22 protein-coding genes are annotated in these 24,146 nt (G+C 44.6%); 11 read left to right on the top strand and 11 right to left on the bottom strand.

The window, feature by feature from the left end; translation table 11 throughout:
• Positions 1-14: 14 nt before the first annotated feature.
• Genes EE116_RS03495 through EE116_RS03485 form a run of 3 tightly spaced genes read left to right on the top strand, consistent with a single transcriptional unit; the run spans position 15 to position 4,249 of the window.
• Positions 15-665, top strand: a complete 651-nt coding sequence (locus EE116_RS03495) for a hypothetical protein (protein ID WP_122873248.1) — start codon at positions 15-17, stop codon at positions 663-665.
• A gap of 10 nt (positions 666-675) precedes the next feature.
• Positions 676-1,842: a toxic anion resistance protein gene (locus EE116_RS03490; protein ID WP_122873247.1), complete on the top strand. Its 1,167-nt coding sequence runs from the start codon at positions 676-678 to the stop codon at positions 1,840-1,842.
• Positions 1,843-1,849: 7 nt separating this feature from the next.
• Positions 1,850-4,249 (top strand): LVIVD repeat-containing protein, encoded by a 2,400-nt coding sequence (locus tag EE116_RS03485; RefSeq protein WP_122873246.1) that lies wholly within the window; start codon positions 1,850-1,852, stop codon positions 4,247-4,249.
• A 402-nt stretch (positions 4,250-4,651) separates the two neighbouring features.
• Here EE116_RS03485 and EE116_RS03480 read toward each other — a convergent pair whose 3' ends face one another.
• Both EE116_RS03480 and EE116_RS03475 read right to left on the bottom strand, forming a co-directional pair.
• Positions 4,652-5,239: an HAD-IB family hydrolase gene (locus EE116_RS03480; protein ID WP_122873245.1), complete on the bottom strand. Its 588-nt coding sequence runs from the start codon at positions 5,237-5,239 to the stop codon at positions 4,652-4,654.
• 109 nt (positions 5,240-5,348) lie between these two features.
• The gene (locus EE116_RS03475; protein WP_122873244.1) at positions 5,349-5,993 is read right to left on the bottom strand and encodes a non-canonical purine NTP pyrophosphatase; all 645 of its coding nucleotides are present in this window, start codon (positions 5,991-5,993) and stop codon (positions 5,349-5,351) included.
• Positions 5,994-6,272: 279 nt separating this feature from the next.
• Between EE116_RS03475 and EE116_RS03470 the strand changes: the two genes are divergently transcribed.
• From EE116_RS03470 to EE116_RS03455, 4 genes are all read left to right on the top strand, one after another.
• Positions 6,273-7,031, top strand: a complete 759-nt coding sequence (locus EE116_RS03470; protein WP_122873243.1) for a hypothetical protein — start codon at positions 6,273-6,275, stop codon at positions 7,029-7,031.
• A 155-nt stretch (positions 7,032-7,186) separates the two neighbouring features.
• Positions 7,187-8,491: an MFS transporter gene (locus EE116_RS03465; RefSeq protein WP_206159259.1), complete on the top strand. Its 1,305-nt coding sequence runs from the start codon at positions 7,187-7,189 to the stop codon at positions 8,489-8,491.
• A 165-nt stretch (positions 8,492-8,656) separates the two neighbouring features.
• On the top strand, positions 8,657-9,151 hold the full coding sequence (gene hutX, locus EE116_RS03460; protein ID WP_122873241.1) for a heme utilization cystosolic carrier protein HutX: 495 nt from the start codon (positions 8,657-8,659) through the stop codon (positions 9,149-9,151).
• A 43-nt stretch (positions 9,152-9,194) separates the two neighbouring features.
• Complete coding sequence (locus EE116_RS03455) at positions 9,195-10,481, top strand: BaiN/RdsA family NAD(P)/FAD-dependent oxidoreductase (protein ID WP_122873240.1); 1,287 nt, start codon at positions 9,195-9,197, stop codon at positions 10,479-10,481.
• 60 nt (positions 10,482-10,541) lie between these two features.
• Here EE116_RS03455 and EE116_RS03450 read toward each other — a convergent pair whose 3' ends face one another.
• Positions 10,542-11,282: a tetratricopeptide repeat protein gene (locus EE116_RS03450; RefSeq protein ID WP_241091622.1), complete on the bottom strand. Its 741-nt coding sequence runs from the start codon at positions 11,280-11,282 to the stop codon at positions 10,542-10,544.
• A 92-nt stretch (positions 11,283-11,374) separates the two neighbouring features.
• Here EE116_RS03450 and EE116_RS03445 point away from each other — a divergent pair, with 92 nt between their 5' ends.
• Positions 11,375-12,586 (top strand): saccharopine dehydrogenase family protein, encoded by a 1,212-nt coding sequence (locus EE116_RS03445; protein WP_122873239.1) that lies wholly within the window; start codon positions 11,375-11,377, stop codon positions 12,584-12,586.
• A gap of 320 nt (positions 12,587-12,906) precedes the next feature.
• Here EE116_RS03445 and EE116_RS03440 read toward each other — a convergent pair whose 3' ends face one another.
• From EE116_RS03440 to EE116_RS12570, 3 genes are all read right to left on the bottom strand, one after another.
• A complete protein-coding gene (locus EE116_RS03440; RefSeq protein WP_122873238.1) occupies positions 12,907-13,392 on the bottom strand; it encodes a molybdate transport repressor in 486 nt (161 codons plus the stop codon).
• 130 nt (positions 13,393-13,522) lie between these two features.
• Positions 13,523-13,834: a hypothetical protein gene (locus tag EE116_RS12575; protein ID WP_206159236.1), complete on the bottom strand. Its 312-nt coding sequence runs from the start codon at positions 13,832-13,834 to the stop codon at positions 13,523-13,525.
• Positions 13,804-14,067: a hypothetical protein gene (locus EE116_RS12570; RefSeq protein WP_206159235.1), complete on the bottom strand. Its 264-nt coding sequence runs from the start codon at positions 14,065-14,067 to the stop codon at positions 13,804-13,806. The genes EE116_RS12575 and EE116_RS12570 overlap by 31 nt, the downstream gene beginning before the upstream one ends.
• Positions 14,068-14,438: 371 nt before the next feature.
• On the opposite strand from EE116_RS12570, the gene EE116_RS03430 reads away from it, so the two are divergent.
• Genes EE116_RS03430 through EE116_RS03420 form a run of 3 tightly spaced genes read left to right on the top strand, consistent with a single transcriptional unit; the run spans position 14,439 to position 17,730 of the window.
• Positions 14,439-15,401 carry an HlyD family secretion protein gene (locus tag EE116_RS03430; RefSeq protein ID WP_122873237.1) on the top strand — a complete coding sequence of 321 codons (963 nt, stop codon included), beginning with the start codon at positions 14,439-14,441 and terminating at the stop codon, positions 15,399-15,401.
• Positions 15,398-16,597 (top strand): ABC transporter ATP-binding protein, encoded by a 1,200-nt coding sequence (locus EE116_RS03425; protein WP_206159234.1) that lies wholly within the window; start codon positions 15,398-15,400, stop codon positions 16,595-16,597. The genes EE116_RS03430 and EE116_RS03425 overlap by 4 nt, the downstream gene beginning before the upstream one ends.
• An 8-nt stretch (positions 16,598-16,605) precedes the next feature.
• Positions 16,606-17,730, top strand: a complete 1,125-nt coding sequence (locus EE116_RS03420) for an ABC transporter permease (protein ID WP_122873236.1) — start codon at positions 16,606-16,608, stop codon at positions 17,728-17,730.
• A gap of 1 nt (position 17,731) precedes the next feature.
• Here EE116_RS03420 and EE116_RS03415 read toward each other — a convergent pair whose 3' ends face one another.
• The 5 genes from EE116_RS03415 to EE116_RS03395 all read right to left on the bottom strand — a co-directional run bounded on the left by EE116_RS03415 (position 17,732) and on the right by EE116_RS03395 (position 23,727).
• Positions 17,732-18,838 (bottom strand): NnrS family protein, encoded by a 1,107-nt coding sequence (locus EE116_RS03415; protein ID WP_122873235.1) that lies wholly within the window; start codon positions 18,836-18,838, stop codon positions 17,732-17,734.
• Positions 18,831-19,520: an ABC transporter ATP-binding protein gene (locus EE116_RS03410; protein WP_122873234.1), complete on the bottom strand. Its 690-nt coding sequence runs from the start codon at positions 19,518-19,520 to the stop codon at positions 18,831-18,833. Before EE116_RS03410 ends, EE116_RS03415 begins: the two co-directional genes overlap by 8 nt.
• Positions 19,521-19,526: 6 nt before the next feature.
• Complete coding sequence (locus tag EE116_RS03405; protein WP_122873233.1) at positions 19,527-20,324, bottom strand: ABC transporter permease; 798 nt, start codon at positions 20,322-20,324, stop codon at positions 19,527-19,529.
• The gene (locus tag EE116_RS03400; protein ID WP_122873232.1) at positions 20,321-21,283 is read right to left on the bottom strand and encodes an ABC transporter substrate-binding protein; all 963 of its coding nucleotides are present in this window, start codon (positions 21,281-21,283) and stop codon (positions 20,321-20,323) included. The genes EE116_RS03405 and EE116_RS03400 overlap by 4 nt, the downstream gene beginning before the upstream one ends.
• Before the next feature lie 590 nt (positions 21,284-21,873).
• A complete protein-coding gene (locus tag EE116_RS03395) occupies positions 21,874-23,727 on the bottom strand; it encodes a TonB-dependent receptor domain-containing protein (protein WP_122873231.1) in 1,854 nt (617 codons plus the stop codon).
• Between the last annotated feature and the right edge of the window lie 419 nt (positions 23,728-24,146).

Raw genomic sequence — 24,146 nt, 5'->3', positions numbered from 1 at the left:
AAAAAGCAACCACCTTGAACGAGCAAATAATATATTTTTTTAGAAAAAAGCCCTACTTTTTCTATTCGTTTTTCCCGGTTTTTGGCGCCTTATATAGCTTTATATTAGCGGTTTTGTTTTTAAAATGGTCGCCTTTTAAAACGGACATTTTTATCGTACTATTTTTTCTTAGCGCGCTTTGGTTTGCGGCATTTTATCTTAGCTACACAAAGACCCTACCTGCCTATAAATTTGAAAGAGAAAAGGAAAAATTTACGCTTTTAGAGGCTAGGGTCATTTCTGATTTTAGCCTGAGCGATAGAGAAAATATTTTTAAAAAGATAGAAGCGGTGCGGGTTTTTGTTAGAAAGATATTTTCAGACCAAAGCTTAGTTTCAGTTAAAATTTTAAGCCTGATAAACAAAACTCTATTTTTATACATCGAAAATTTAAGCATAATAAAAAGTCTAAACGCAGGGCTTAGCGCGGTGACAGGCGAATCAAAAAAAGAGCAAATCGCAAAAAGAACGCAAATATACGAGGCTAGAAACGCAACGCTTTTAGGGTATTTAGATAGCTACATCAACGAACTTGCGTCAAAAAACCAAAACGACAAAGAGATCGCGTCAATACAAAACGAACTTGAACGTATGCTGGTCGTATTAAAAAATATAAACAAAAAATAAGGATAAAACAGTGGAAAAAACGGGCCAAGAGACACTAATAGACTACATAAAAGAGGATGCGCAAGATAGCGAAAAAAGCATGCAAAATTTGATCTTTAAAGATGATTTTAGCAAAGAAGACGAGGAAAAAATTTCTCAAAAAGCGGCAGAGCTTTTAGCTTTTTTATCAGATAAGGATAGTACCCAGATAAGAGAAATTTTAGAAAGCGTCACGATCGAAGACACGCAAAGTCTAGAGAGCTCTTCGTCGCTCTTGATGGGGAAATTTGCAAAACTAGACGACATAAAAGACGAGCAAACGCAAAATTTAAGCCGCTCCATAATCGCTCTAAACGAGGAGCTAGAACAGATAAATCCGCACAAATTCGACTTTGATAAAAAAGGCGTTTTAGCATGTATTCCCTTTGTCGCAAAGCCGATAAACAGGTACTTAAAGAAATTTCAAAGCGCAAAAGAAGTGATAAAAGATACTCTTTCGCACATCGAAGACGGCGAGAAAATTTTAAGAGAAGACAACGCTCTTTTACAAGAAGAAAAACAATACTACAAACAAAAAGCCCTAAGTTTGCAACGAAAAGCCGTAGTATTTGAAAAAATAGCAAAATCCATAGAGCAAAACATCTCCAAACTAGACGCGAAAGAAAGAGAATTTTACGAAAATAACGTCTTGCTAAATTTAAATAAAAAAATCAGAAGCATATATGAAATTTTAGCCGTTACGCAGCAGGGATTTTTATCAAGCGACCTCATCATAAACACAAACTGGGAGCTAATAGATAATATCTCAAACGTAAAAGCCGTAACCAAAAGAGCCGTAGAGATCGGTATCGCGATGGCTATAACGCTACAAAATCAAAAAAATGCGCTTGAAACAACCCAAAAGACTAAAAAATTCGCAAACGATATGATTTTAGCCAACGCGCAAAAACTAAACACGCAAGCAAGCGAAATCTACAAGATGTCGGGCGATGCGACGCTGGATATAGAGACGCTAAAGCAAGCTTTTAGCCAGATAGAAGAGGCCATGGGCAAGATAAATGCCTTTAAAGCGAAGGCCGTAGAAAAAATCAAAACCGAAGTAACGGCGCTAAAAGAAGTAACGGCAAAACTCGAAAACAAAATCCAAGAGTCGCAAAAAGCGCAAGAGTTTAAAACTTCTTTTTCCATGGACTTGTGAGACTTAGATGATCGATCCTAACGTAAAGAAAAAACGAGAATTTACGATCTACTTTACCGCCTTGATCGTTATTTTACCCTTTGTTTTTCTATACCTAAAGTATGCAGACAAGGAGCCTGAAAGCTTAGCGCAAAATTTCACCGTCGCTCGCCCGCAGACGCCGGCGCAAAAGGCTAAAATTTTACAAAATAGAGACAAATCGGCATATAAAGGCGACGTAACTATATATAAAAAAGATATTATAAATAACTCTGTTCAAATTCCGTTTGAAGTACGCGATATGATAATATCTCGCGACAAAAAGAAACTCTATACTATCGGGCACGATAGAGACGGCATAAGCGTGATAGATATATCAAATTTAAACCATATAAAGCTACTCGGACTTTTTTATTTTCCTGAAGCCAAATATAAAGTGCAAGATATTCAAGCAGCCGAGTCAAACGACGGTAAAAGTCTGTACGTCGCAAGTCCAAATTTAGGCATTTTGCGTCTTGATGTTACGGATCCTAAAAATGTAAACGTAGCAACCAAGTTTGAAGCCAAAGGTTATCATAAAATAAAATTAAGCGATGACAACAAGCTAGCCTACATAAAATCCATAGACGGTATGTGCATCCTAGATATTTCATCAGACGATATTAAAAAGATAGGCGAATTTATAAGCATAGAAAGTTTTAATAATATAGAAAACGGCGATATAGCGATTTTCTCTAAAAAATATATTTTAATGTCCGATTTCGCAGGGTTTCACACGCTCGACGTGAGCGACCCGAAAAATATAAAAGAGGTCTATAAGAAAGAAGACTTTAAACCAGTTATACATTTGAGTATTTCCCCGGATAGAAAATATCTTTACTCAAATGAACTTCACAATTTTAAAATATACGACATCGAAAATATTCGAAAAATAAAATTTTTAAAAAACTACATGGTTGATAACAGAATTTATGATTTTGTTATTAACAAAGAGGGGGATTTGGCATATATAGCCAGAAGTAGAGATAGTTTACAAGACAACATCTTGCGCAGCATAGACATCTTAGATATTTCGGATAATTTTGAGCCAGAGCGCCTAAGAAGCTACTATATGCCCGAAGCAAAGAAAACAAATTTAGCCCTGCATCCCGACGAGCGCCATATGATAATATCTTTTGCCTACGATGGGATTGTAGGCGTGATTCGAAACGATGCTCAACCGGCATCAAAAGAGGCAATAAGAACGCAGATAGATATAAAAGAATTAGAGGATTCAAGCAAAAATATAGATAAATCAAAGCCTGTTTGGGATCTGCCGTTTTCACAAAACGGCTTTGGCAACATTAGCATGATAGAGGCTACGGACGACGGATATATACTGGCCGGAGAATATGACAGCGCTAGAGAACCGGATCTTTTTATGAAAGTAGATAAAAGCGGGAGAGAAATTTGGAGAAAAATGCTCGATAAAAGCTATGGCGGAATAGCAAATCTAATAGCAGCCCAGATGGAAACCTACTACATAATAGGAAACGAAGAAATAACCTACGCCGTGGATATGAATACGCATAAAATCATAAACAAATTTTCTCACACTTTAAAACAAGTGACGCCGTTAGATAACGACGAATTTATAGCGTGCGACTATAAAAATACCTTATATAGAATGGATAAAAACGAAAAAGTAATCTGGAAGAAAAAATTTGACGTTTCGCATTTACCTGATACTTTTTATCGCGAGTATAGATACAGCCGCTCCGATAAACCAGCCGACGTAAAAACCATCAAAGCACCCAAAAACGGGCTTATAAAGATACTAAAAACTAGCGATGGAAATTTTATCTTAGTGGTAGAAGGCTTTGATATTTATAAATTTAATCCTGACGGAAAGCTTATATTTGAAACCAAAATGGAAGCGAATGGATATTTTAAAGATATGATCGAAGGAGACGACGGCTCGCTCTTAATATTGCTTGCTTCTAAAGACAAAGAAGGAACAGATACTGCCGATATCATAAAGCTAAATAGCCGCGGCGAACTCATAAAAAAATCGACTATTTATAAAAGCAAAGATTCCTTTTTTGCTCCATCTATAGCCAAATACAAAGATGGCAAATACATACTTGGCGTATTGTTGGCACACAAACGGTTATTGCTCATTGAATTCGACGGCGAAAACAATATCTCAGATCAAAAATATGTAGAAAATTTTGGAAAGTATATGGAATTCCGTAAACTAATAAATATACCGGACAGAGGAGTGTTGGCCGCCGGAAAAAGAAGCTACATCAAAGAAAGACCTCTGCAATACATAAATGGAGAGCTTAAGAAATTTTCAGATTTTTATATGGAAGAAGCTTATATGCTGATGATAAATTTCTACCAAAAAATAAGCGATCAAAATTTGAAATTAGCAGACGGAGAATAGGCGCTAAATTTAACAGTCAAATTTGAACTACAATAGCGACGCATTTTCACAAAGAAAAGGCTGCAAATTTGACCTAAATTAAAACTAAAACAAGTAGAGCTGAATTTGTTATTTTTATTTGCACTGACCTAGTTTAAACGCACACCGGGTCAAATTTGGACGACGCATTAAATTTGGAGCCGTTGCGGCAGAAGTAAACAAATTTGAGTTTGGCTAAAAAGCGCCAGGCAAACTTAAAACAAACAGCCTAGCGGTAAAAAGCTTTTATGAGTGCCAAATTTAGCCTATGCGCCGATTTGCCACACTACAAAAGTGCACTAACCGTTAAATTCTGCCACGCAAGTGCTCAAATTTAAACCAAAAACATCTAAATTCGCGGCTAGCTTGCAGTTTTCGTAGTCCTCACTCAAACACCCTATAATGCGCCTCGTCGGCAAACTCCAGCATCTCCTTGTCACCTCTACTGTCGCCATAAGCGATCACGCGATCAAAGGCGTCCGTGTTGTATGCCTCGCGCACACGGCGCACCTTCTCCGCGCCGTAGCAGTTGGCGCCGTCGATCTCGCCCGTTATCACGCCGCCCTTTTTCTTGATACGAGTGCCTAGTAGCTCCAGCCCCTGCGCCTGGCACCACGGAGCTAGCCAGTCCTCGAGCGACGCCGTCACGATCACGACCTTGTCGCCGTTTGCCTTATACTCGGCGATCTTTGCCATAGCGGAAAATTTCACGATATCTTCGATGTGCGTGTTTGAGTATTTTTTGCAAATTTGAGCGAATTTATCCGCGCTCATACCCGCGAAAAAGTGCGTCATCAGCCGCCTGCGAGCGTAGTTGTTGCTGCAAATTTTTAGCTTATAGCCGATCAAAACGGGCGAAAGCCAAAAAATACCCCGAAAAAATTTCTTAAATCCCACGACGTAGGCGATAAACTCCAGCAGCGAGTCGTCGCGCGTGATCGTCCCGTCAAAGTCGAATAAAACCAGATTCATCTTCGTCTCAAATTTTAAATTTGCGCGATTATACCGCGCTAGCGTTAAGGGACGGCAAATTTAGCCAGGTTTTGCCGCGCAAATTTGCTTTCTCTTTCGCGCTCTAAATTTAGCGCCCAAATTTTCTATCAAGGCTCTTTAACACGTATTTTATGAGCTCTAGTCCCTTTGAGCGGTGAGAGATTTTTAGCTTTGTAGTGTCGTCTAGCTCGCCAAGCGTACGCGTAAAGCCTTTGGGGATAAAAAGACTATCGTAGCCAAAGCCGTTGCTGCCGCGCTCCTGGGAAATCGCAGTTCCGTGCATAAAGCCGTGCGCCGTAAAGTCGCCCAAATTTGAGCTAACCGCGATACAAGCGGTATAAAAAGCGGGCGAGCTAGTCAAATTTAGCGCCTTTAGCTCAGCTATCAGCTTTGCGCGGTTGCTAGCATCGGTTGCGTTTTTGCCTATTATCTGCCCGTACTCGTTCATATCGCTAAATCTCGCGGAGTAAATCCCGGGCCTGCCGCCAAGAGCCTCGACGCTGATGCCGCTATCGTCGCTTAGCGCGATAAACTCGTCCGACAAATTTAGCTTGCGCAGTTTAGCATGCACCGCGCGAGCTTTGATTAGCGCATTTGCGGCGAAAGTCGCGCCGTCCTCGACGATCTCAAACGGCTCGCAAATTTCGCGCAGTGCGTAAATTTCGTAATCTTTTAAAAAATCTTTTATTTCGCGCACTTTATCGGAGTTGGATGTTGCTAAAACTATTTTCAAATTTTTCCTTTTTCTAGCTTGTCTTTTTGGTTCTTTTTACATAGCTTGCTAAAATTTTGCTCGGCAGGCTACGTGCCTAGCCTACGCAAAATTTCATCTACGCAACCGTAAAAATAATCCAAAAAATACTTCGCTATGCTATTTTTTAATCCGCGCATTTTATCAAAGTTCGGCTTTAATTTACGCACTTTACAAACTCGTTTTCTAACTAGAAAATACCGTTATATAAAAATATTTTGTGATATAATTTTATATGATACTTTTTTGTAGGAGTTTTTTATGAATAAAATTTTATTGTGGATTTGTGCCGCATTAATGGTCGGTTGTTTTGGAGGACCCAAACCATTAGCGGACGGGGAAAGTCGAGTATATCATGCAGATAATCACTATAAAAGTTTTGAAGAGCCAGTAGAAATAAAGACATATGTTTTAAATGCTCCACAGCAAACTTATGTTGGAGAAGCGTTTGTCAGTATAAAAAAGATTTTAAATAGGGTAGAGGCATACGATGTCTTTAAAGCAGATAAAAATTTTGAAGTTGATTGGGTAATAAAAACCCATTTTGTTACCGATGATATATTTACGGTTCAAGGAAAGTATTTTGTCGATAACGAAGAATACTTGGTAATCTCTAATAATAAATTAAACAAGTATTATCAGTTATTGCTTGACAAAAACCTAAACGCTAAGGGAGTTTTAAGATACACACGCTCGCTAAATGCTTTAGATCCACTATATATAATTGATAAGGATATTAAATTTTCTCCTAAAGATATAAAATTTAAAAAAGAAACCTTTAGAAAAGAAGAAAAAATCAAAGATGGAATGCGTTACGAGCTTATATATACAGGATGCATAGGGGATAATATTACGATGGTATATAGGGAATATACTGCAGACGATATGGCGAGACCTGCTTTTTCTCAAAATTTAAGTTACAGCATAAAACAAAGACGGATAAGATTTCAAAGTTTATCGATTGAGATCATATCTGCAGATAATGAAAAAATAAAATTTAAAGTGTTATCTGATTCGTAAAAGCTGATGCCATACAAAAACTTTTACTGGACGTTGCCATCATGCTAATAGTAAAAATATAGCTTAGCAAATTATTTGCTCTAGGCAAATTAAGTTTTTGAGGTTTTTATTATCAAAATTCGGGTAAAATCACTCCTTTAAAAGGAAAATTTATGATAGTAAAAAGCGCATTACCTTTATCTTTTATCATCGGCAGCAGGTTTTTTGGACTCTTTATCATTTTGCCAGTTATCAGCGTCTACGCGCTCGAGCTTGAGGGGGCGACCGAGTTTTTAGTCGGCGTTCTCATCGGCGTTTACGCGATGTCGCAGATCACGTTTCAGGTGGTTTTCGGCTACGTCTCGGACCGCTTCGGGCGCAAAAACTCGATGCTAATAGGCCTGCTCGTCTTTATCGTTGGAGCTGCGATCTGCGCGGTGGCGACTGATATCTACACGATGATTTTTGGTAGATTTATCCAGGGCGCGGGCGCGATAGGAGCCGTTGCGATCGCGCTGATGAGCGATATGACCAAAGAGGAAGTGCGCGGGCACGCGATGGCGATGATGGGCGCATTTATCGGCATTAGCTTTACGCTTTCTATGATACTTTCGCCGATACTTAGCGCTAAATACGGCCTTTCAAGCCTCTTTTACCTCTCGATCGCGGTTACGGTCGTTTGTATCGTGCTTTTATACACGGCCGTGGGCGAGGAGCCTAAATTTACGCACTCGCAGGCCAAAACGCCGGCCGTAAAGCTACTCTCAAACAGAAATTTACTACTCATGAACATCAGCAACTTCATGCAAAAAATGCTGATGTCGGCGGCCTTTATCGTGATTCCGATCGCTATCGTGAAGTATTTTGGTATGGATAAAAAGGACCTCAGCGGCATCTACTCGGTCGCGACGGTGTTTGGCTTTATCGCGATGGGTATCGGCGGCGCGATCGGCGAAACGAAGCGTATCACAAAGCAAATTTTAGTTATCGGCGTCTCGCTTTTCGTCGTTTGCTACGGACTTTTCGCGCTCTCGCTCGGACACAAGCCGCTATTTTACGCTGGCGTGATTATATTTTTTATCGGCTTTAACCTGCACGAACCGATCTTGCAATCCATGGCGTCCAAATTTAGTAAAGTAAGCCAAAAAGGCGCGGTTTTGGGTATCTTTAACGCCTTTGGTTACATGGGAAGCTTTATCGGCGGTATCGGCGGCGGTACTTTGCTTAAATTTTACGGCCTTAGCGCGCTTTCCGCCGTCGTGACGGTGCTTTGCGTCGTGTGGCTGATCGCGCTAAAATGGCTAGATAACCCCAATATCTTTAAAAATATCTATCTGCCGTCTGACACGGACGCCGATCTAGCCGAGGTCGAGAAGCAAAAAGGCGTCGTGGAGTGCTACAAAAATGCGCAAAATCTCGTCGTGAAATACAACTCCAAGCTCACTAACGAGGCTGAAATAAAGCAAATTTTAGGCGTTTAGCGGACTTTGCGGACGGTAAATTTACCCAGTCCGTCCCGCGCAAAACGCCAAAACTTCGGCTCGCACGCCGTTTGATAACGTAACGACGCCTGTCATGTAAATTTAGCCGATTTTTAGCTATTTTTAAATACTATTATCAAAATCTAATTTCAAAAAAGGATAAAAATGAGCGATCTAAAAAAACAAATCGACGAGCTTTTCGAGGACAAAAAGATGTCCGTTTACGATGCGGCCAAACAACTAAACGTACGCGAATACGAAATCTTGCAGTACCGCGGCGATGATGAATTTAAGGAAGTCGGCGCAGAAAATTTGATGAAAATTTTTGAAGAAGTCAGCACTTGGGGCGAGATGCTTTTCATCAAAAATACGCCTGAATTTATCATCGAGATCAAAGTGAGTGTACCTATGCCTAAAAAAGCGAGAGGATTTTTAAATTTCACCGATAAAAGCGGCTTTTTGGGCGGCCACCTAAAAGAAGAATCAATCGCGAGCATCGGCTTTGTAAGCACTAAATTTATGGGCTTTCTCGGACACAGCCTGCACTTTTACGACGCGGATCACAACGTGATCTTTAAGCTTTTCGTAAATCGCAACGAAAAAATGAAACTAGACGAAGCGCAAGAGCAAAAATTCCTAGCGCTAAAAAACAGCTTTTGATTTTAGCTAGCTTTGCCGCGCGTAAATTTTAAGGTTTTTTTTGATGTCTAAAATTTACAAAATTTACGACGTTTTGATAATCGGAGCGGGCGCGGTAGGACTATTTTTGGCGGCGAATTTACGCGGTAAAAGCGTCGCCGTACTCGAAAAAAACGCAACTCCGGGCAAGAAAATATTAGCTAGCGGCGGCGGCAGGTGCAACGTCACAAACCGCCGCATAGACGCGTCAAACTACCTCGGCGACGCGGATTTCGTCAAAAATATCCTAAAAAACCTAGACTTCAAAGACGTTTTAAAATTTTTTGGCGAGTTAAAATTTAACGAGCAAAAGCAAAATCAGTTTTTCTGCGAAAGCGGTGCCAAAGACGTTTTGGCCGTGCTTTTAAAGCGCGCTAGACAAAGCGGAGCACAAATATTTTGCGGTGTTTGCGTAAAGGGCGCTAGAAAAATTTTGACCGATGAAAACGGAGAAATTTTGGATGCTTCTCTTGCAAAAGAAGCAAAATTTAATAGCGAAAATTTGCAAGATTGCAAATCCGAACAGACTGAAATTTTTGAAGTCGTCGCCGAAAACGGAGATAAATTTTACGCCCAAAATCTCGTCGTAGCTAGCGGCGGACTAAGCTACAAAAGCCTGGGCGCCAGCAACATCGGCTACGAAATAGCGCAAAGCTTCGGCGTCAAAGTCATCCAGCCCACACCCGCGCTCGTGGGATTTACCGTGCAAAAAGAGGAATTTTGGTTTAAAAATCTAAGCGGAGTTTGCTTTCCTGCCGAGATTAGCGTAGCTTGCGCAAATAAAAACGCCGCAAACCGCGAGCAAAAAATGCCGCGCAAATTTGCAGGCGACATACTTTTCACGCACAAAGGCATAAGCGGTCCGGCCGTGCTAAACGCTTCGCTTTTTTGGCAAAAAGGCTTGATCGCGATAAATTTTTGCCCGAATTTTAGCATCGAAACCGCTCAAAAAAGCAAAAAACAGCTCAGCACCGTCCTGCCGCTACCTAGGCGATTTACGCTCGAGTTTCTGCATGCTGCGGGGCTTAGCGACAAACCTTACTGCGAGTATCAAGCGGACGAAACGGCGAAAATCTCGCGGCTATTTGCGTACAAATTTGCGCCTGCGGGCACGTTTGGCTTCGAGCGAGCCGAAGTCACAAAAGGCGGCGTAGACACGGACGCGCTAGACGCAAACTGTGAGCATAACGGTACTAGCGGGCTTTACTTTATCGGCGAAGTCTTAAACGTGACGGGGATGCTCGGCGGGTACAACCTGCATTTTGCGTTTGCCTGTGCGGCAAATTTGGCAAAGCAGTTAAATGCCGAGTAGCGACGACTTGGCCAAATTTGAGCCGTAAATTTAGCCCGCCTCAAGATTTAATCGCTAAATTTACAACTCTTTTATCTTTGCCTCCACCTCTGCTTTTAGGCTTTTTGCATGCTTGTCGCCGTTTTTTTCTAAAATTTTATTCGCGACTTTAAGGGCTTTTTCGTAGTTTTGCAGAGCCTCCGTTTTATTGCCAAGACCCGCCAGATCTCCCGCCATCAGCGCATAATACTTGGCTTGCAGCAAATTTACGCTATCAGCGCCGAAAACCTCTTCGTAAATTCTAAACGCGACGGCGTGTTTTACGTATGCGCCGTTAAAATCGCCCATTTTATAGAGCGTATCGCCAAACCCCGCGTAGCAGCTCATCAGATCTTTTTGCATCTTCTCGCCGCCTAGCTCATAGCATCTGATCGCCGCGCCGAAATTCGCTATCGCTTCATCGTATCTCCCTAATGCCGACTGTGCGATAGCTACGCCGTGATAGGGCTTTGCTAGTGCTTTGTGCTCTTTGCCGAACCCTTTTTGTAAAATTTTTAGCGACCGTTCGTAGGCTGCGAGCGCCTTTTGCGGCTCACTCGCTAGCATAAAAAATGCGCCTGCGTTATTTAGCGCCATTATAGTGTTTTCATGCACTTCGCCGTACTCAGCCAGGCAAATTTGAGCGGCTTTTTCGCCCACTATCGACGTAGCGGTGGCATCGCGATCAGGCTTTATAAACTCATCTATGCTGCGCTGCATCGCCTCTTCGCAACTCATCCCAAACAGCCAAATCGGAAGCAGAAAAATTAAAATTTTACGCATAAAATTCCTTTAAAATTTCGCGCTATTGTAACTACTAAAAGCAAATTTTATATAAGCTTTGGATAAAATCACTAAAATTTAAAGGAGCCAAAATGTCAAATATCTTAATCATAGGCGCGGGCGGCGTGAGCCAAGTCGCGACCGTAAAATGCGCGATGAACGCGGACGTTTTTAGCAAGATCACCCTTGCAAGCCGCACAAAAAGCAAGTGCGACGCGATCGCTAAATTTATCAAAGACCGCCTAGGTGTGCAAATTGACACCGCCCAGATCGACGCGGACGATACCGATGCCGTAGTCGCGCTCATCAAAAAAACGGGCGCCGATTTGCTTTTAAATGTGGCGCTGCCCTATCAAGACTTAACTCTCATGGACGCGTGCTCTCGCGCCGGCATCCCATACATCGACACCGCAAACTACGAGCACCCGGACACCGCGAAATTTGAATACAAGCTGCAGTGGGCGAAGGACGGCGAGTTTAAAGCCGCAAACACTATGGCGCTACTGGGAAGCGGCTTTGACCCGGGCGTGACGAACGTATTTTGCGCCTATGCACAGCAAAATCTCTTTGACGAGATCCACGAGATCGACATCCTAGACTGCAACGCGGGCGATCACGGATATCCGTTTGCGACGAATTTCAACCCAGAGATAAATTTACGTGAAGTGAGCGCAAAAGGGCGCTACTGGGAGCGCGGCGAGTGGAAAGAGACCGAGCCGATGCAGATAATGTTTAAATGGGACTACCCAAAAGTCGGCGTCAAAGATAGCTACCTGCTCTATCACGAGGAGCTTGAAAGCTTAGTAAAAAACATCAAAGGACTAAAGCGGATCCGCTTTTTCATGACATTCGGACAGAGCTACCTAACTCACATGAAATGCCTAGAAAACGTCGGCATGCTACGTATCGACGAGGTTGAGCACAATGGCGTAAAGATCGTGCCGATCCAGTTTTTAAAGACGCTTTTGCCTGATCCTGCGAGCCTCGGCCCTCGCACGAAAGGCAAAACAAACATCGGTTGCGTGATACGCGGTCTAAAAGACGGCAAAGAGCGCCAGGTCTATATCTACAACGTCTGCGATCATGAGGCTTGCTACGCCGAGACGGGCGCGCAGGCGGTGAGCTACACGACTGGCGTGCCTGCGATGATCGGCTCGATGATGGTCGCAAAGGGCATCTGGAGCGGAAAAGGCGTCTTTAATATGGAGAATTTCGACGCTAAACCTTTCATGGACGAGCTAAACAAACAGGGCTTGCCGTGGGAGATAATTGAAATGAAACCCGGCGAGAGGTATGAAGTTTAAAATTTAGACTTATTAGGCTTGTCTTTTTCTACTTATACTTCGTTGAAATTCGATTTTTAATGCTCACGTATAGCATATACGCTCCGCTTAAAAATCGAATTTCGCCTTGTCTAAGCGAAAAATACTGCGCCTTATCTTTAATTGCATTCAAATTTAATTCAGCAGGCTGCTTGCCTAGATTATGCTTAAAAATATTCCACTTGCGGCTACAAGCGAAGCGAAGTAGAAATTTCGCCTCATAATCTTATATTTAAATTTATTCAGTTTTTCGGTCGCCAAAGCCAAAAACCAAATTTGACGCCGACGGACAGAGCCAAATTTTACTTTTTCTTATTTTCGCTTTTTTGCGCGTTCAGCGCCTCAAATTTCTGCTTTAAAATTTTAAAAACTTCGTGCTTTGAAAGCTCGTATTTGTCGTATATCACGGCATCGTCGTCGCCGATAGGCTGTATGAGGCCATCAGCGGCGTCGCGGTCTAGTTTGCCTCTTTTAAATCTCACGTTTAAAACGTCGATTTTGCGTTTAGCGTCTACCATGCGAACACCGATTTCTTCGATATCTTTAAAGTAAAATTTGGCATTCTTGCCGCCCTTTTGTACTAAAAATCCGTCGTCATCGATGCTTAAAAAGCTAACTTGAAATATCTTTTTCACGCAAAAAACGGCGCAGATCACGGCAACGACCATCGTAAAAACGCCCGTCCCGCCTATGCCGTAATAAAAATACCCCGCGCATCCCGCCGCAAATAGCGCGACCGCCAAAAATAGCGCGCTTACCGCCCCTTTTTTATTTTCTTTCGTCGTCATTTTTTCGCCTTAATTAAATTTTACGGCTCATTATATCTTAAGTTATCGATTTTTCGGCATTACAGAATAAAAAATAATAATAAAGTAGAGAATTCGGCGCAAGCAGATCTTTAAGCGCCGAATTTAAGGATTATTTTATTTTAGCTTCGAGTGAGATTTCTACATCCGGATAGCTTTTGCCACCATGAAAAGGCTTGGCTGAAGCCGCGTATTTTTCAAATGTCTCATTGAGTTTCAAATCAGCCAACAAATCAATGCCGATTTTAGCCTTTAGTTTACCATCTTCCACCGTATACTGCGTTTTGTAAGACTTTGAGTTTCCTTTTACGCTAACTTCGACTTCAGCTTCGCCCGCTTTTTCGTCGCCGCTTACGGATACGATTTTAGCTGTTATTGCGTTGCCGTCAAAGATCATACCGATACGTTTGTCGCGATCGGGCAACTTTGTATCGATATTTTTAGGATCGATGTTAAACTCAAAGTTTTTAGAAAATCAGCAAAATTTGCGTTTTCCGCGCTTTTAAAGCCAAGATCTTTAAACGTACCCTCGACGGCTGTTTTGTTAGCTAACTTATAACCAACGAATTTTACGCTAGGGTTGCCATCTACACTAAAAGCAAATGCCGAAGCAGCCAGCAGTGACGTGGCTAGCGCACCTGAAATGATTTTTTTCATTTCCTCTCCTCAATATTTAATATTAATAACTACTATCGTTAAAATGGGAATTATATAATCTTGCTCTTCAAAGAAAGCTTAAATTGGATATTTTTTATCCTTTTTTATTAGTAATACCGTTTTTGCAGTACTTATAAAACACATCTAAGAAATTTAAAGCGCGAAAAATACTAAATTGCCGCACTAATTTGCTCCAAATTTAAATTGATCTTTCCTAAAAAGAGATAAAAAACCGCCGCTTCTACCGCACTATACGAAGCCTACACGCCGATAATATTTCCTTTTCGGATACCGCTCGGAATCCTAAAATGTAGTCAAATTTAACTAAGCGGGGTATAATGCTAATGAAATAGCGGCTTCAAGGAGGCGAAATGGGTTTAAATTTGAGCAAATTTTACGCGTTTTTTGCCTTTTTTATCCTGATTTTTGTAGGCTGCGCGGATGAGAAGGGGAGTGCGTTTTTTAACGGCTACGTCGAGGGCGATTATATTTACGTGGCGCCTAGCGTTAGCGGACGGATCGTAAATTTGAGCGTCAAAGAGGGCGCCGCCGTTAAAGAGGGCGAGCCGCTTTTTGTGCTTGATAGCGCCGAAGCGTTAGCGAATTTAGACGCCGCAAAGGCTAACGTGAGCGCCCTAGAAGCCGAACTGGCCGACCTTAGCACTGGCAAGCGCCCCGAGGAGATCGAGCGGATAGATGCCGAGCTAAAACAAGCCAAGGCCGCGCTTTGGATCGCGGAGGCTAACTACGAGCGCGCAAAGTCGCTGCTAACTAAACACGCTGTTTCGCAAAAAGAATTTGACGCCGCAAAGGCGGAGTTTAACCGCGCAAACGCCCTAGTTAGCGAGCTAAACGCCGCGCTGAAGGTCGCAAATTTGCCCGCTAGAAGCGAACAAATAACAAGCCTAAAAGCAAAAATACAAGCGGCCAAAGCGCAAGAGCGCGCCGCGCAGTGGAGACTAGAGCAAACCGCTGTCTTGGCGCCGAGATCCGGACTCGTCGAGGATATATTTTATAAAACGGGCGAGTTCGTCCAAAGCTCGCAGCCCGTGCTATCTCTACTGCCGCCGAGCGAGGTCAAGATCAGGTTTTTCGTACCGGCAGGCGCGCTGCCTAGCCTGCGCGAGGGGCAAAAAGCGCGCATTAGCTGCGAGGGATGCGCGGATTTTACCGCTCGTATCGTAAAGATCGCGTCCGCTCCCGAGTACGCCCCGCCCGTCATCTACAACCAAACTTCGCAAAGCACGCTGGTCTATCTAGTCGAAGCCGTGCCCGAAAACAACGTAACCGCCTTGCACCCGTCGCTACCGATAAAAGCGAGGCTAGAGCCGTGAACGCGCAAAATATCTCCGCTCAAATTCGGCGTCCAAATTTAGACGAAATTTGGCTCGGGCAAAATTTAAACGCACGCGGCGGCAAAATTTACGGCATAGACAAAGCTCCGCCATCGGCTGGGAAAATTTCAAATTTGAGCGGGTCAAATTTAGCAAACGAGTTAAAAGCGAAATTTAACAGCGCAAATTTGCCCTTAAATTTGACAAACGCAGCAAATTTAATCGCAAGCCAAAGCTCAAATTTGACTCCAAATTTGAGCCCCAAACCGCAGAGCGGCGACTATGCCATCGACATTAGAGGCCTCACCAAAAAATTCGGCAAAAAGATTATCACGAACGGCGTCGACATCAGGGTCAAAAAGGGTAGCGTGTGCGGATTTTTAGGGCCAAACGGCAGCGGCAAGACGACCACGATACGCATGCTTTGCGGCCTTTTAAAGCCAGACGGCGGTAGCGGCAGCTGTCTGGGGTATGATTTCCGCAGCCAAAGCGAAGCCATACGCCTAAAAACTGGCTATATGACGCAAAAATTCGGCTGGTACGACGACCTTAGCGTGAGGGAAAATTTGGAATTTATCGCTAGGCTTTTTGCGGTCAAAAACCAAAAAGCCGCCGTAAATCAAATCCTAGACCGCCTAGACCTCGCCCCGCGTCAAAATCACCTAGCGGGCAGTTTATCGGGCGGCTGGAAACAGCGGCTGGCGCTTGCGATGTGCCTCGTACATGGCCCGGAGCTACTTTTGCTCGACGAGCCCACGGCTGGCGTAGATCCAAAGGCTAGGCGCGAATTTTGGGATATCATCCACGAGCTAGCCCAGGACGGCATCACCGTGTTAGTCTCCACGCACTACATGGACGAGGCCGAGCGCTGCCACGAGCTCATATATATCGCCTACGGCAAGATCCTAGCCCGCGGCACGCAGTCAGATATCATCGCCGGCTACGATCTAAACGTCTGGCAGCTAAGCGGAGATAGAGCGGGTGAAGCGGCGTCGCTGCTAGCCTCAAACGCCGCGCTTAGCGTTTCGGCTTTCGGCAACGGCTATCACGTAACAGCAAAAGACGTGGCCGCGCTACAAGAAGAGGTCAAAGGCCTAGAAATACCGCGAAACGAGCTAAGCCTAAGACCGATAAAAGCGAGCCTAGAGGATGTTTTCATCCACCTGCTAGAGCTTCATAAAGACGAGCGATTTTAGGAGCGGCGATGAAATTTATCTCGTTTTCGCGCACTGCGGCGATGGTCGTTAAGGAATTTCGTCAAATTTTAAGAGACCGCGCGACGCTAGCGATGATCATCGCGATGCCGCTGATGCTGATGTTGCTTTTTGGTTATGCGATAAACAACAACCCGCGCCACCTGCCCTCAGCCGTAGTGATCGCTGATAGCGGCGGCAAGCTCACCCGCTCGCTAGTTAGCGCGATGAAAAACACGGAGTTTTTCGACGTCAAACACGTCGGCGCGGACGCGGATAGAGCCGAAGCCATGATGCAAAGCGGCGAGGCGCAGTTTATTATATATTTTCCGCCAAATTTAGAACGCGACCTTATGCGAGGCCAAACGCCTAAAATTTTAATCGCCACCGACGCCACCGATCCCTCGGCAAACTCGGGCGCCGCGGCCGCGCTGCAAACGGCATTTGAGCAAGCTCTAGCTAGAGATAAGCCCGGCTACGCGCAGCCTAGGGCGGAATTTGAACTACGCGCGCACTCCCGCTACAACCCGGAGCTACTCACGCGCTATCAGATCATCCCGGGGCTCATGGGCATCTTGCTCACGCTAACGACGATCCTGCTAACGAGCATCTCGGTGACGAGGGAGTTTGAGCGCGGTACGATGGAAAATCTCCTAGCCGCTCCTTTGCGTCCGGCCGAGGTGATGATAGGCAAAATTTTACCCTACCTACTCATAGCCTATCTGCAAGTTGGCGCGCTTTTGCTTATAGCTAGACTGCTTTTCGGGTTGCCGCCTATCGGCGACTGGGCTGCGCTTTTTACGGCTTGCACCTTGCTGATGCTTGCAAATTTGGGCGTGGGATTTACATTTAGCACGCTAGCTCGCAGCCAGCTGCAAGCGATGCAGATGACTTATTTTTTCTTTTTACCTTCGATGCTGCTGTCGGGGTTTATGTTTCCTTTTTACGGGATGCCCGCGTGGGCGCGGTTTATCGGCGAGTGCTTTCCGCTGACTCATTTTTTGCGTATCATTAGAGGCGTATGGCTAAAAAGCGCCCAGCTTAGCGATTTTTACTACGATCTAGCCGCGATTTTGGCGTTTTTATGCGTTAGCACGGCCATATCGCTCGCTAGGTATAAAAGGACGCTAGATTAGCCTACTCCGGATCGTCGCTAAACTCGTTATCTCTGAAAATTTTATAAAAGTCGATAAACCAAAGCGCAAACGCTACGGCGATAAGCGTCGCAGGCAGATGGATATAAAATCCACTCCAAACGTAAGCCAAAAAGCCCCTGCAAATGCCGGCGGCGATAACTAACGCAAAGGCGATCTTGCTCAGGCGCAAAAACTCAAGCTCCTGCCCGCTGTGGCGCAGGCCGGCGATATTAAAGATAAGCATAATGCTAAAAATAATGCCGTTTAGCGCGATGACGTGCAGCATATTTGTCTCCAGCCCAAGCCCCAAAATCCCGCTCGCACCATAACCGACATAAGCCGCCGCCAGTAAAAGCTGCATCAAGTAGTAATAAATCACGAAGCTATGGCGCAAAAGCTCCTTATAGTGCCACTCTTTTAGCTTGGCTAAAATCGCGCTACCGCAGGCTATCGCGGCGAAATTTACAGCCTTGCTGCCTTCAAAAAACACGCTCGCTAACAAAAACGCGCAAACGCTAACGATCGCGATGTTTTTATAAACAAAATTTGGCACAAAGGCCGCGTCTTGCATGCCTGACTCGCGGTTTAGCGCCTCTTTGCCAAGCACCACGCTAACGCGAAAAGATACGAGCAAAATCGCGATAACGTGCAGGTGAATTTGTAAATTTAAAAACTTCTCCTCACCGCTAAGCAGATAGTAAATCTCAAAGCCAAGAATTCCGAGTAAAAATGCTAAAACACCTAACTGATCGTCGTTTCTATCAAGCCAGATCATATAAACGCAAAGCCCAGCCAGATACGCCCAAAAAAGCGCCATAAAAAAGTGCGCCGCAAACAGGCTAAAAAACGCGCTAATAAAACTCGCTGCAAAAAACGAAAACATAGCGCAGGCGTGCTTTTTAAGCCCTCCGCCAAAATTAGTCCAATCAGTTAGTCCCGTTAGCAAAAATCCCGCGTACGCAAGCGCCGCAACAAGATGCAAAAAGATAAATTTATGCCAGCTAACGAAATCTACGGGCGTAAAAAATATCGCTCCGCCTAGCACCGCGCAAACCGCGCTCGTAAGGAAAAAAATTCTCATCGGATGAGTGAAAAAGTCGTTAATCATAATAAATTTTTCCTTTAAAATTTTCGTCTATCACGCCGTTAGCGTAGGCAAAATCCCGCTGCGAAAAGGCGCGGTCAAGCTCCAGCTCGCGCTCTATCACCGCGCCCTTGCTCGCTAAAAAGCAAATTTTACTAGACATGCGTGCGGCCTCCATCCTATCGTGAGTCACAAGCACGACGCTCATGCCTTCCTCGACGCGGCGCGTGACGATGTCGATTAAAATTTCCTTCATATCGTAATCAAGCCCCGAAAACGGCTCGTCCATCAGCAGCAAATCAGGCTTTGTCACGATCGCCCGCACGAAAGCAACCCTTTGACGCATACCGCCGCTTAGCTCGTCAGGGTACTTTAGCGCGTCTTTCTCTGTTAGCCCAAGTCTAGCAAAGAGCTCTAGCACAGCCTTTTCATCGGGCTCGTCCATAACAAGCAGCACGTTTTCGAGCGCATTTTTCCACTCCAGCAGGCGATTTTCCTGAAAGAGATAGGTCGTTTTGTTAAATTTATTGATTATTTTGCCTTTGCGCGGATCGATGAGACCCGAGATCAGGCGCAGGATCGTAGTTTTACCGCAGCCGCTCGCGCCAAATAGCGTCACTACTTCGCCCGCGCCGACCTTTAGACTAAAATCACGCACGACCTTGTCGCGTAAAATTTCGTATTCTAAATTTTGAAGTTCCAGCATAGCCAACTACCTTTTCCACGGCATTAGCGTGATCTTTAGCGGCTCGATAACCAGGTACTCAAAAAGCATAATGATAGCGATAGTAAGCACGACGTAGGCCATCACCTCGGTGGTATCTAGCATCACGCGCGCGTTTGCGATCTTGGCGCCCATACCGTCGTTCGCGCCTAGCAGCTCGCCCATAATGACGATCTTTACACCCATACCTACGGCGACGCTTAGAGAGCTGATGATGTGGCTAGTTAGGTGCGGAACGTAAAGGTGGCGAATTTTTTTGCAAATGCCCAGTTTATAGGCGTCAAACATCTCCTTTAGCTCCTCGCTAACGCTCATCATGCCGACCATCGAGCTAGCAAAGGTTAGCGGCAAAACCGTGATAATGATCGTAAAGATGGTGCTCGCGTTTCCAAACCCGAACCAAAATATAGCTAAAACGATCCAAATAATAGGCGGCATAGAAAGCAGCGTCGTGATAACCGGCTTTAAAAACGCGGCAAAGCTTTTATACGCGCCGGCAACCAGTCCCAGCGTGATACCGATGGCACAGGCTGTACCGACTCCCACTAGCGAGCGCACGAGAGTGATGTTTATCTCGCTGTTTTTATAATCCGCCAAAAGCTCGTACGCCCGCACGAAAACAGCCTGCGGAGCCGGGAGTAAAAACTCGCCTCCCAGCTCGCTGCCGATCTGCCAAAGCGCGATGATAAGCGCTATCGTCGCAAGACCGCTAAATCCGCCCCAAAGGTAGTCTGCGACCTTTAAAAACGCGCCGCGGTCTTTTTTGACGTTATCGACGAGTATCATAAAAACAGGCTCTTATCAGGCATTTTGCCGCCCAAAAGCTTAGGGTTTAGCTCAAAAAGAACTTCAAAAAAGCTCATAAGCTCGTCCGTCAAATCCTTAGCCTTTGTCACGGTCAAATTTGAACGCTCAAACGCGTTTGCCAGTGCAGGCTCCGGAGCCGGCAGATACTGCGCGCCGATTTGCGCCGCGCTTTGTTTGTTTTCTAGGATCCATTTTAGAGCATTTTGCATGTCTTTATGAAATATCTCAAAAACCTCCCTGTTTGCGTTATAGTAGTCTAGATCGACGATGAGTCCGGCCTGCGGGATATATGGCTTGATGCCGAAGCTCTCGCCCCAAACCTCGGGCAGCTCAAAGCCCACGCGCACGTCCACGCCCATTTTTTTACCACGCAGTATCGCAGCCGAGCTCATCGGCTCGATCGATAGGGCCGCGTCGAAATCCTTTTGCAAAAACAGCCCTATGGCTTCTGGCGGAGTTTGGACGTAGTTGATCTCGATTTTAGAGATATCTATGCCTCGTTTTTTGCAGATGGCGCGTAGCACGAGGTCTGGCATATCGTTTTTAAACGGCATGATTAGCTTTTTGCCGACTAGATCCTCGATGCTTTTGATACTAGGGTCTTTAACGAGGATGTTTTGAAGGCCGTTGGTCATGATGTTTAGTAGGCCAAAATTCATGCCCTGATTAGCCAAATTTACGCCCACGTTGCTAGGCGCCGCGGTTAGTTTCATCTCGCCGCTAGCCACGCCGGCTCGCAGCTGATCGGGGCTGTTCCAGATCCTTAGCTTTATGTCGTGGGTTTTGGTTAGCTCGCCTTGCAAGCTCGCCACGGCTAGCATGGTGCTAGGGATCGCAGGCATCCCCCACACGTCAAATCTCTCTTTAGCAAGCAAATTTGGCGCAAAAGCAGTAGCGCCTAGCGCCGCGCCAAGTCCTAAAAATCCTCGTCTGTTCATAGCTTTCTCCTTGTATTAAGATTTTAAATTTTATTTCGCTTCGCTTTGTGGATCGCCCCCAGGCGTCAAAATTGACGATCAAATTTGAATGTTAAATTTGATCGTCAAATTTTACTCACCGAGACCCGCATCGTAAAAATGCTAAATTTACTCGAGGCAAATTTGACTTTACCTCAACCAATTTTTGATAATTATACCCAAGATTTAAATCAAAAATCTTGATCTAAATTTTGTTTTTTTGCTGATTTGGGTTGTTAAATTTGAGCATTAAATTTGAATACTCAAATTTTTAAAATCCAACTTTTTGCAGCATACTAGCCCTGCGACGCGAGAAGATGCCGCGCTGCGTATAGGCTAAATTTGGCGCTACCGCACTGCAAATTTTAAATTTACATTTTCAAGATGCGGGTCTCGGCGACCCGAATTTGCAAATTTGACCTCAAATTTGAATCAAAAAAATAAGGCGAAGTATTTTTGCTCTAGACGAGGCGCTTTTAAATTTGGCGACGGGAGTTACCATATAGGTAATGACCGAGCCAAATTTAAAAGCAACGAAGTATAGAGCAAAAAGACAAGCCGCTACTCAAATTTTAAAAACTAGAGTGGAAGCTAACAAACACCACCCTCCCCGGCGCATGCACCACCGCAGGATCTAGCGCACCTACGTGCTCGCCGCTGATAAACTCGGCATAATTTTTATCAAAGATATTTGTCACGCCAAGCCTCACGCCCCAGCTGTTTTTAAACTCAAATCCGCCGTAAACGTCCATCGTCGTAAAGCTCTTTGCGGCTTCGCGCTTGTCGATGCCAAAGCCGGTGGATTTATCAAAATCACCCCTGTTTTGCTTTGCTACGTAGCGCACCGCAGTGCCGATATTGTAGCTGCCAAAGCTCGCGTAGTCTTTGTAGTCAAAGGCCAAATTTGCTTCAAACGGGCGAATTTGATAGAGCGGTCTGCCGTCGGTTTTGTTTTGTCCGTAGTTGTAAAATAACGATGTTTTTAGCCCGAAATTTCGCGCGAAGTTATACTCGCCACGCAAATTTACGCTGTAAATCCTAGCGTCGACATTGCGCGTGATGACGGCGTTTCTGTTTATTGGCGGCGTGGATGAAGCGGCATGGCGGCGATCGTAGATAACCAGATCCTGCGCGTCGTCTGCAATAAAGTGCCCGCCCACGCTAAAGCTATCCTCGCCCTGGCGCGAACTTAAGTAATCTTTATAAAATTCGCTCTTGTAAGTAAAGCCCAAATTTACGCGGTTGTGACGCTCGGGCTTTAGCAGCGGGTTGCTCACCCAGCCGTTATCCATCGGACCGTAAAGCGTGTTAAATCGCTCCATGTTGCCGGGTATGCGCTGCAAGCTCTCAAGCGCCGCGTAGTAGCTATCCAGCTCGTTTGGCGTAAAATCGTATTTTAGGCTTGCGCTTAGGCCGTCTTGTTTGACGCTACCGTCAAAATCATATCCGTAAACATTGCGAACAAGCCCCTTGACCGTCCGAAGCGGTGCGGCGGGCGCAAAATAAGGCTCGTTTAATCCCTTTAAATTCGACCTCATCCAGTCGTAGTTTAGAGCTAAACTAAGCTTGTGAAAGTCGTTAAATTTATAGCTTAACGTATCAAAAATCCTCGTTCGCTTGTTTGTCACGTCGGCAAACCTATATCCGTTAAAAACCCAGCCGCTAGGCTGCCTTACGTATCTTTTGCCTTCGTGATTATCATGCTGATAGCTGATGCCGGCTAGATTATGAAAGCCACCAAAATCCGCGTCGTATTTTAGCTCGGCGTCTACGATTTTTCTATCTATCTCGACCTTTACCGTCTGCGCCGCGCTTCTTAGGCGGTAGTTGTCGGCGTTTCTGCTCACATCGCGCAGCATCAGCTCGAAATTTAGCGTATTTGATAGATCTTCCGCGCCGATGCGAGCGTTAAATTTACCGACGTATCGCTCGGTTTTAACGGCGTCCATGAGATGGTGAGGCTGCTTGTCGTCGTCGATGTTGTCGTGTACGAGCGTAAATCTAAACTCGCTTAGCTCGCTAGGCACAAAACCCACGACTGCGCTTTGTCCCTGCCTGGCGTAGCCGTAGTTCCACTCTCTGCCGCCGCCGTCTTTGTAGCGGTTGGCTTTAGAGAAATTTGCGTTTAAAATCGTATAGAAATTTGCGCCGCGGTACTTAAAAAGTCCCGAACCGTAAAACGTCCTGCCGTAAAATCCGCCCGCGACGTGAAATTTATCCATAGAATTATCGAGCAAATCCGTCACGAAAAAATAATCATCCCTTGGCGCGCGGTCGAATTGATTTTCGGGAAACGCGCTTTGAGCGACATTTGGCGTATATGGCGGCGGAGGCGTAAAATCCTTTATTGGCTTTATGACATCGGGATTTGCGCCGTTTGCAAATAGCGCCGTCGTAGCCGCAGCCAGACTGATAGCTAATCTCATTTAGTATCCTTTATGATAATTTTGATTTTTTGTATCATAATTATATAAAAAAATATTTGAGTATTTCTTGATTTTCGTTAAGATAAAATTTATAAATTTCGCGCGGTTTTGTTTGTAGACGGCGACAAATTTGACGTTGGCAAAGTTAAATTTGATAAACGTAAATTTTAGGTACCTAGACTCATGTCAAATTTAATCTTAGTTCCGGCGCTTAAAATTTAATTATGAAAAAAGACAGCCTGAATCGATACGTCAAATTTAAAAACTTGAATTAGCATTTTCAAGATGCGGGTCTCGGTAAGTAAAATTTGAAGCCGAAATTTACAAATTTGACTCCAAATTTGAACGTAAAACGATAAGGCGAAGTATTTTTTCTTTAGACGAGGCAGAAACGACGGAAGCGAGGGAGCGGACTAGTC

This window comes from Campylobacter showae, assembly GCF_900573985.1.
GTDB classification, from domain to species: Bacteria; Campylobacterota; Campylobacteria; order Campylobacterales; family Campylobacteraceae; genus Campylobacter_A; species Campylobacter_A showae_E.
This window is presented reverse-complemented; position numbering and strand designations above follow the sequence as displayed.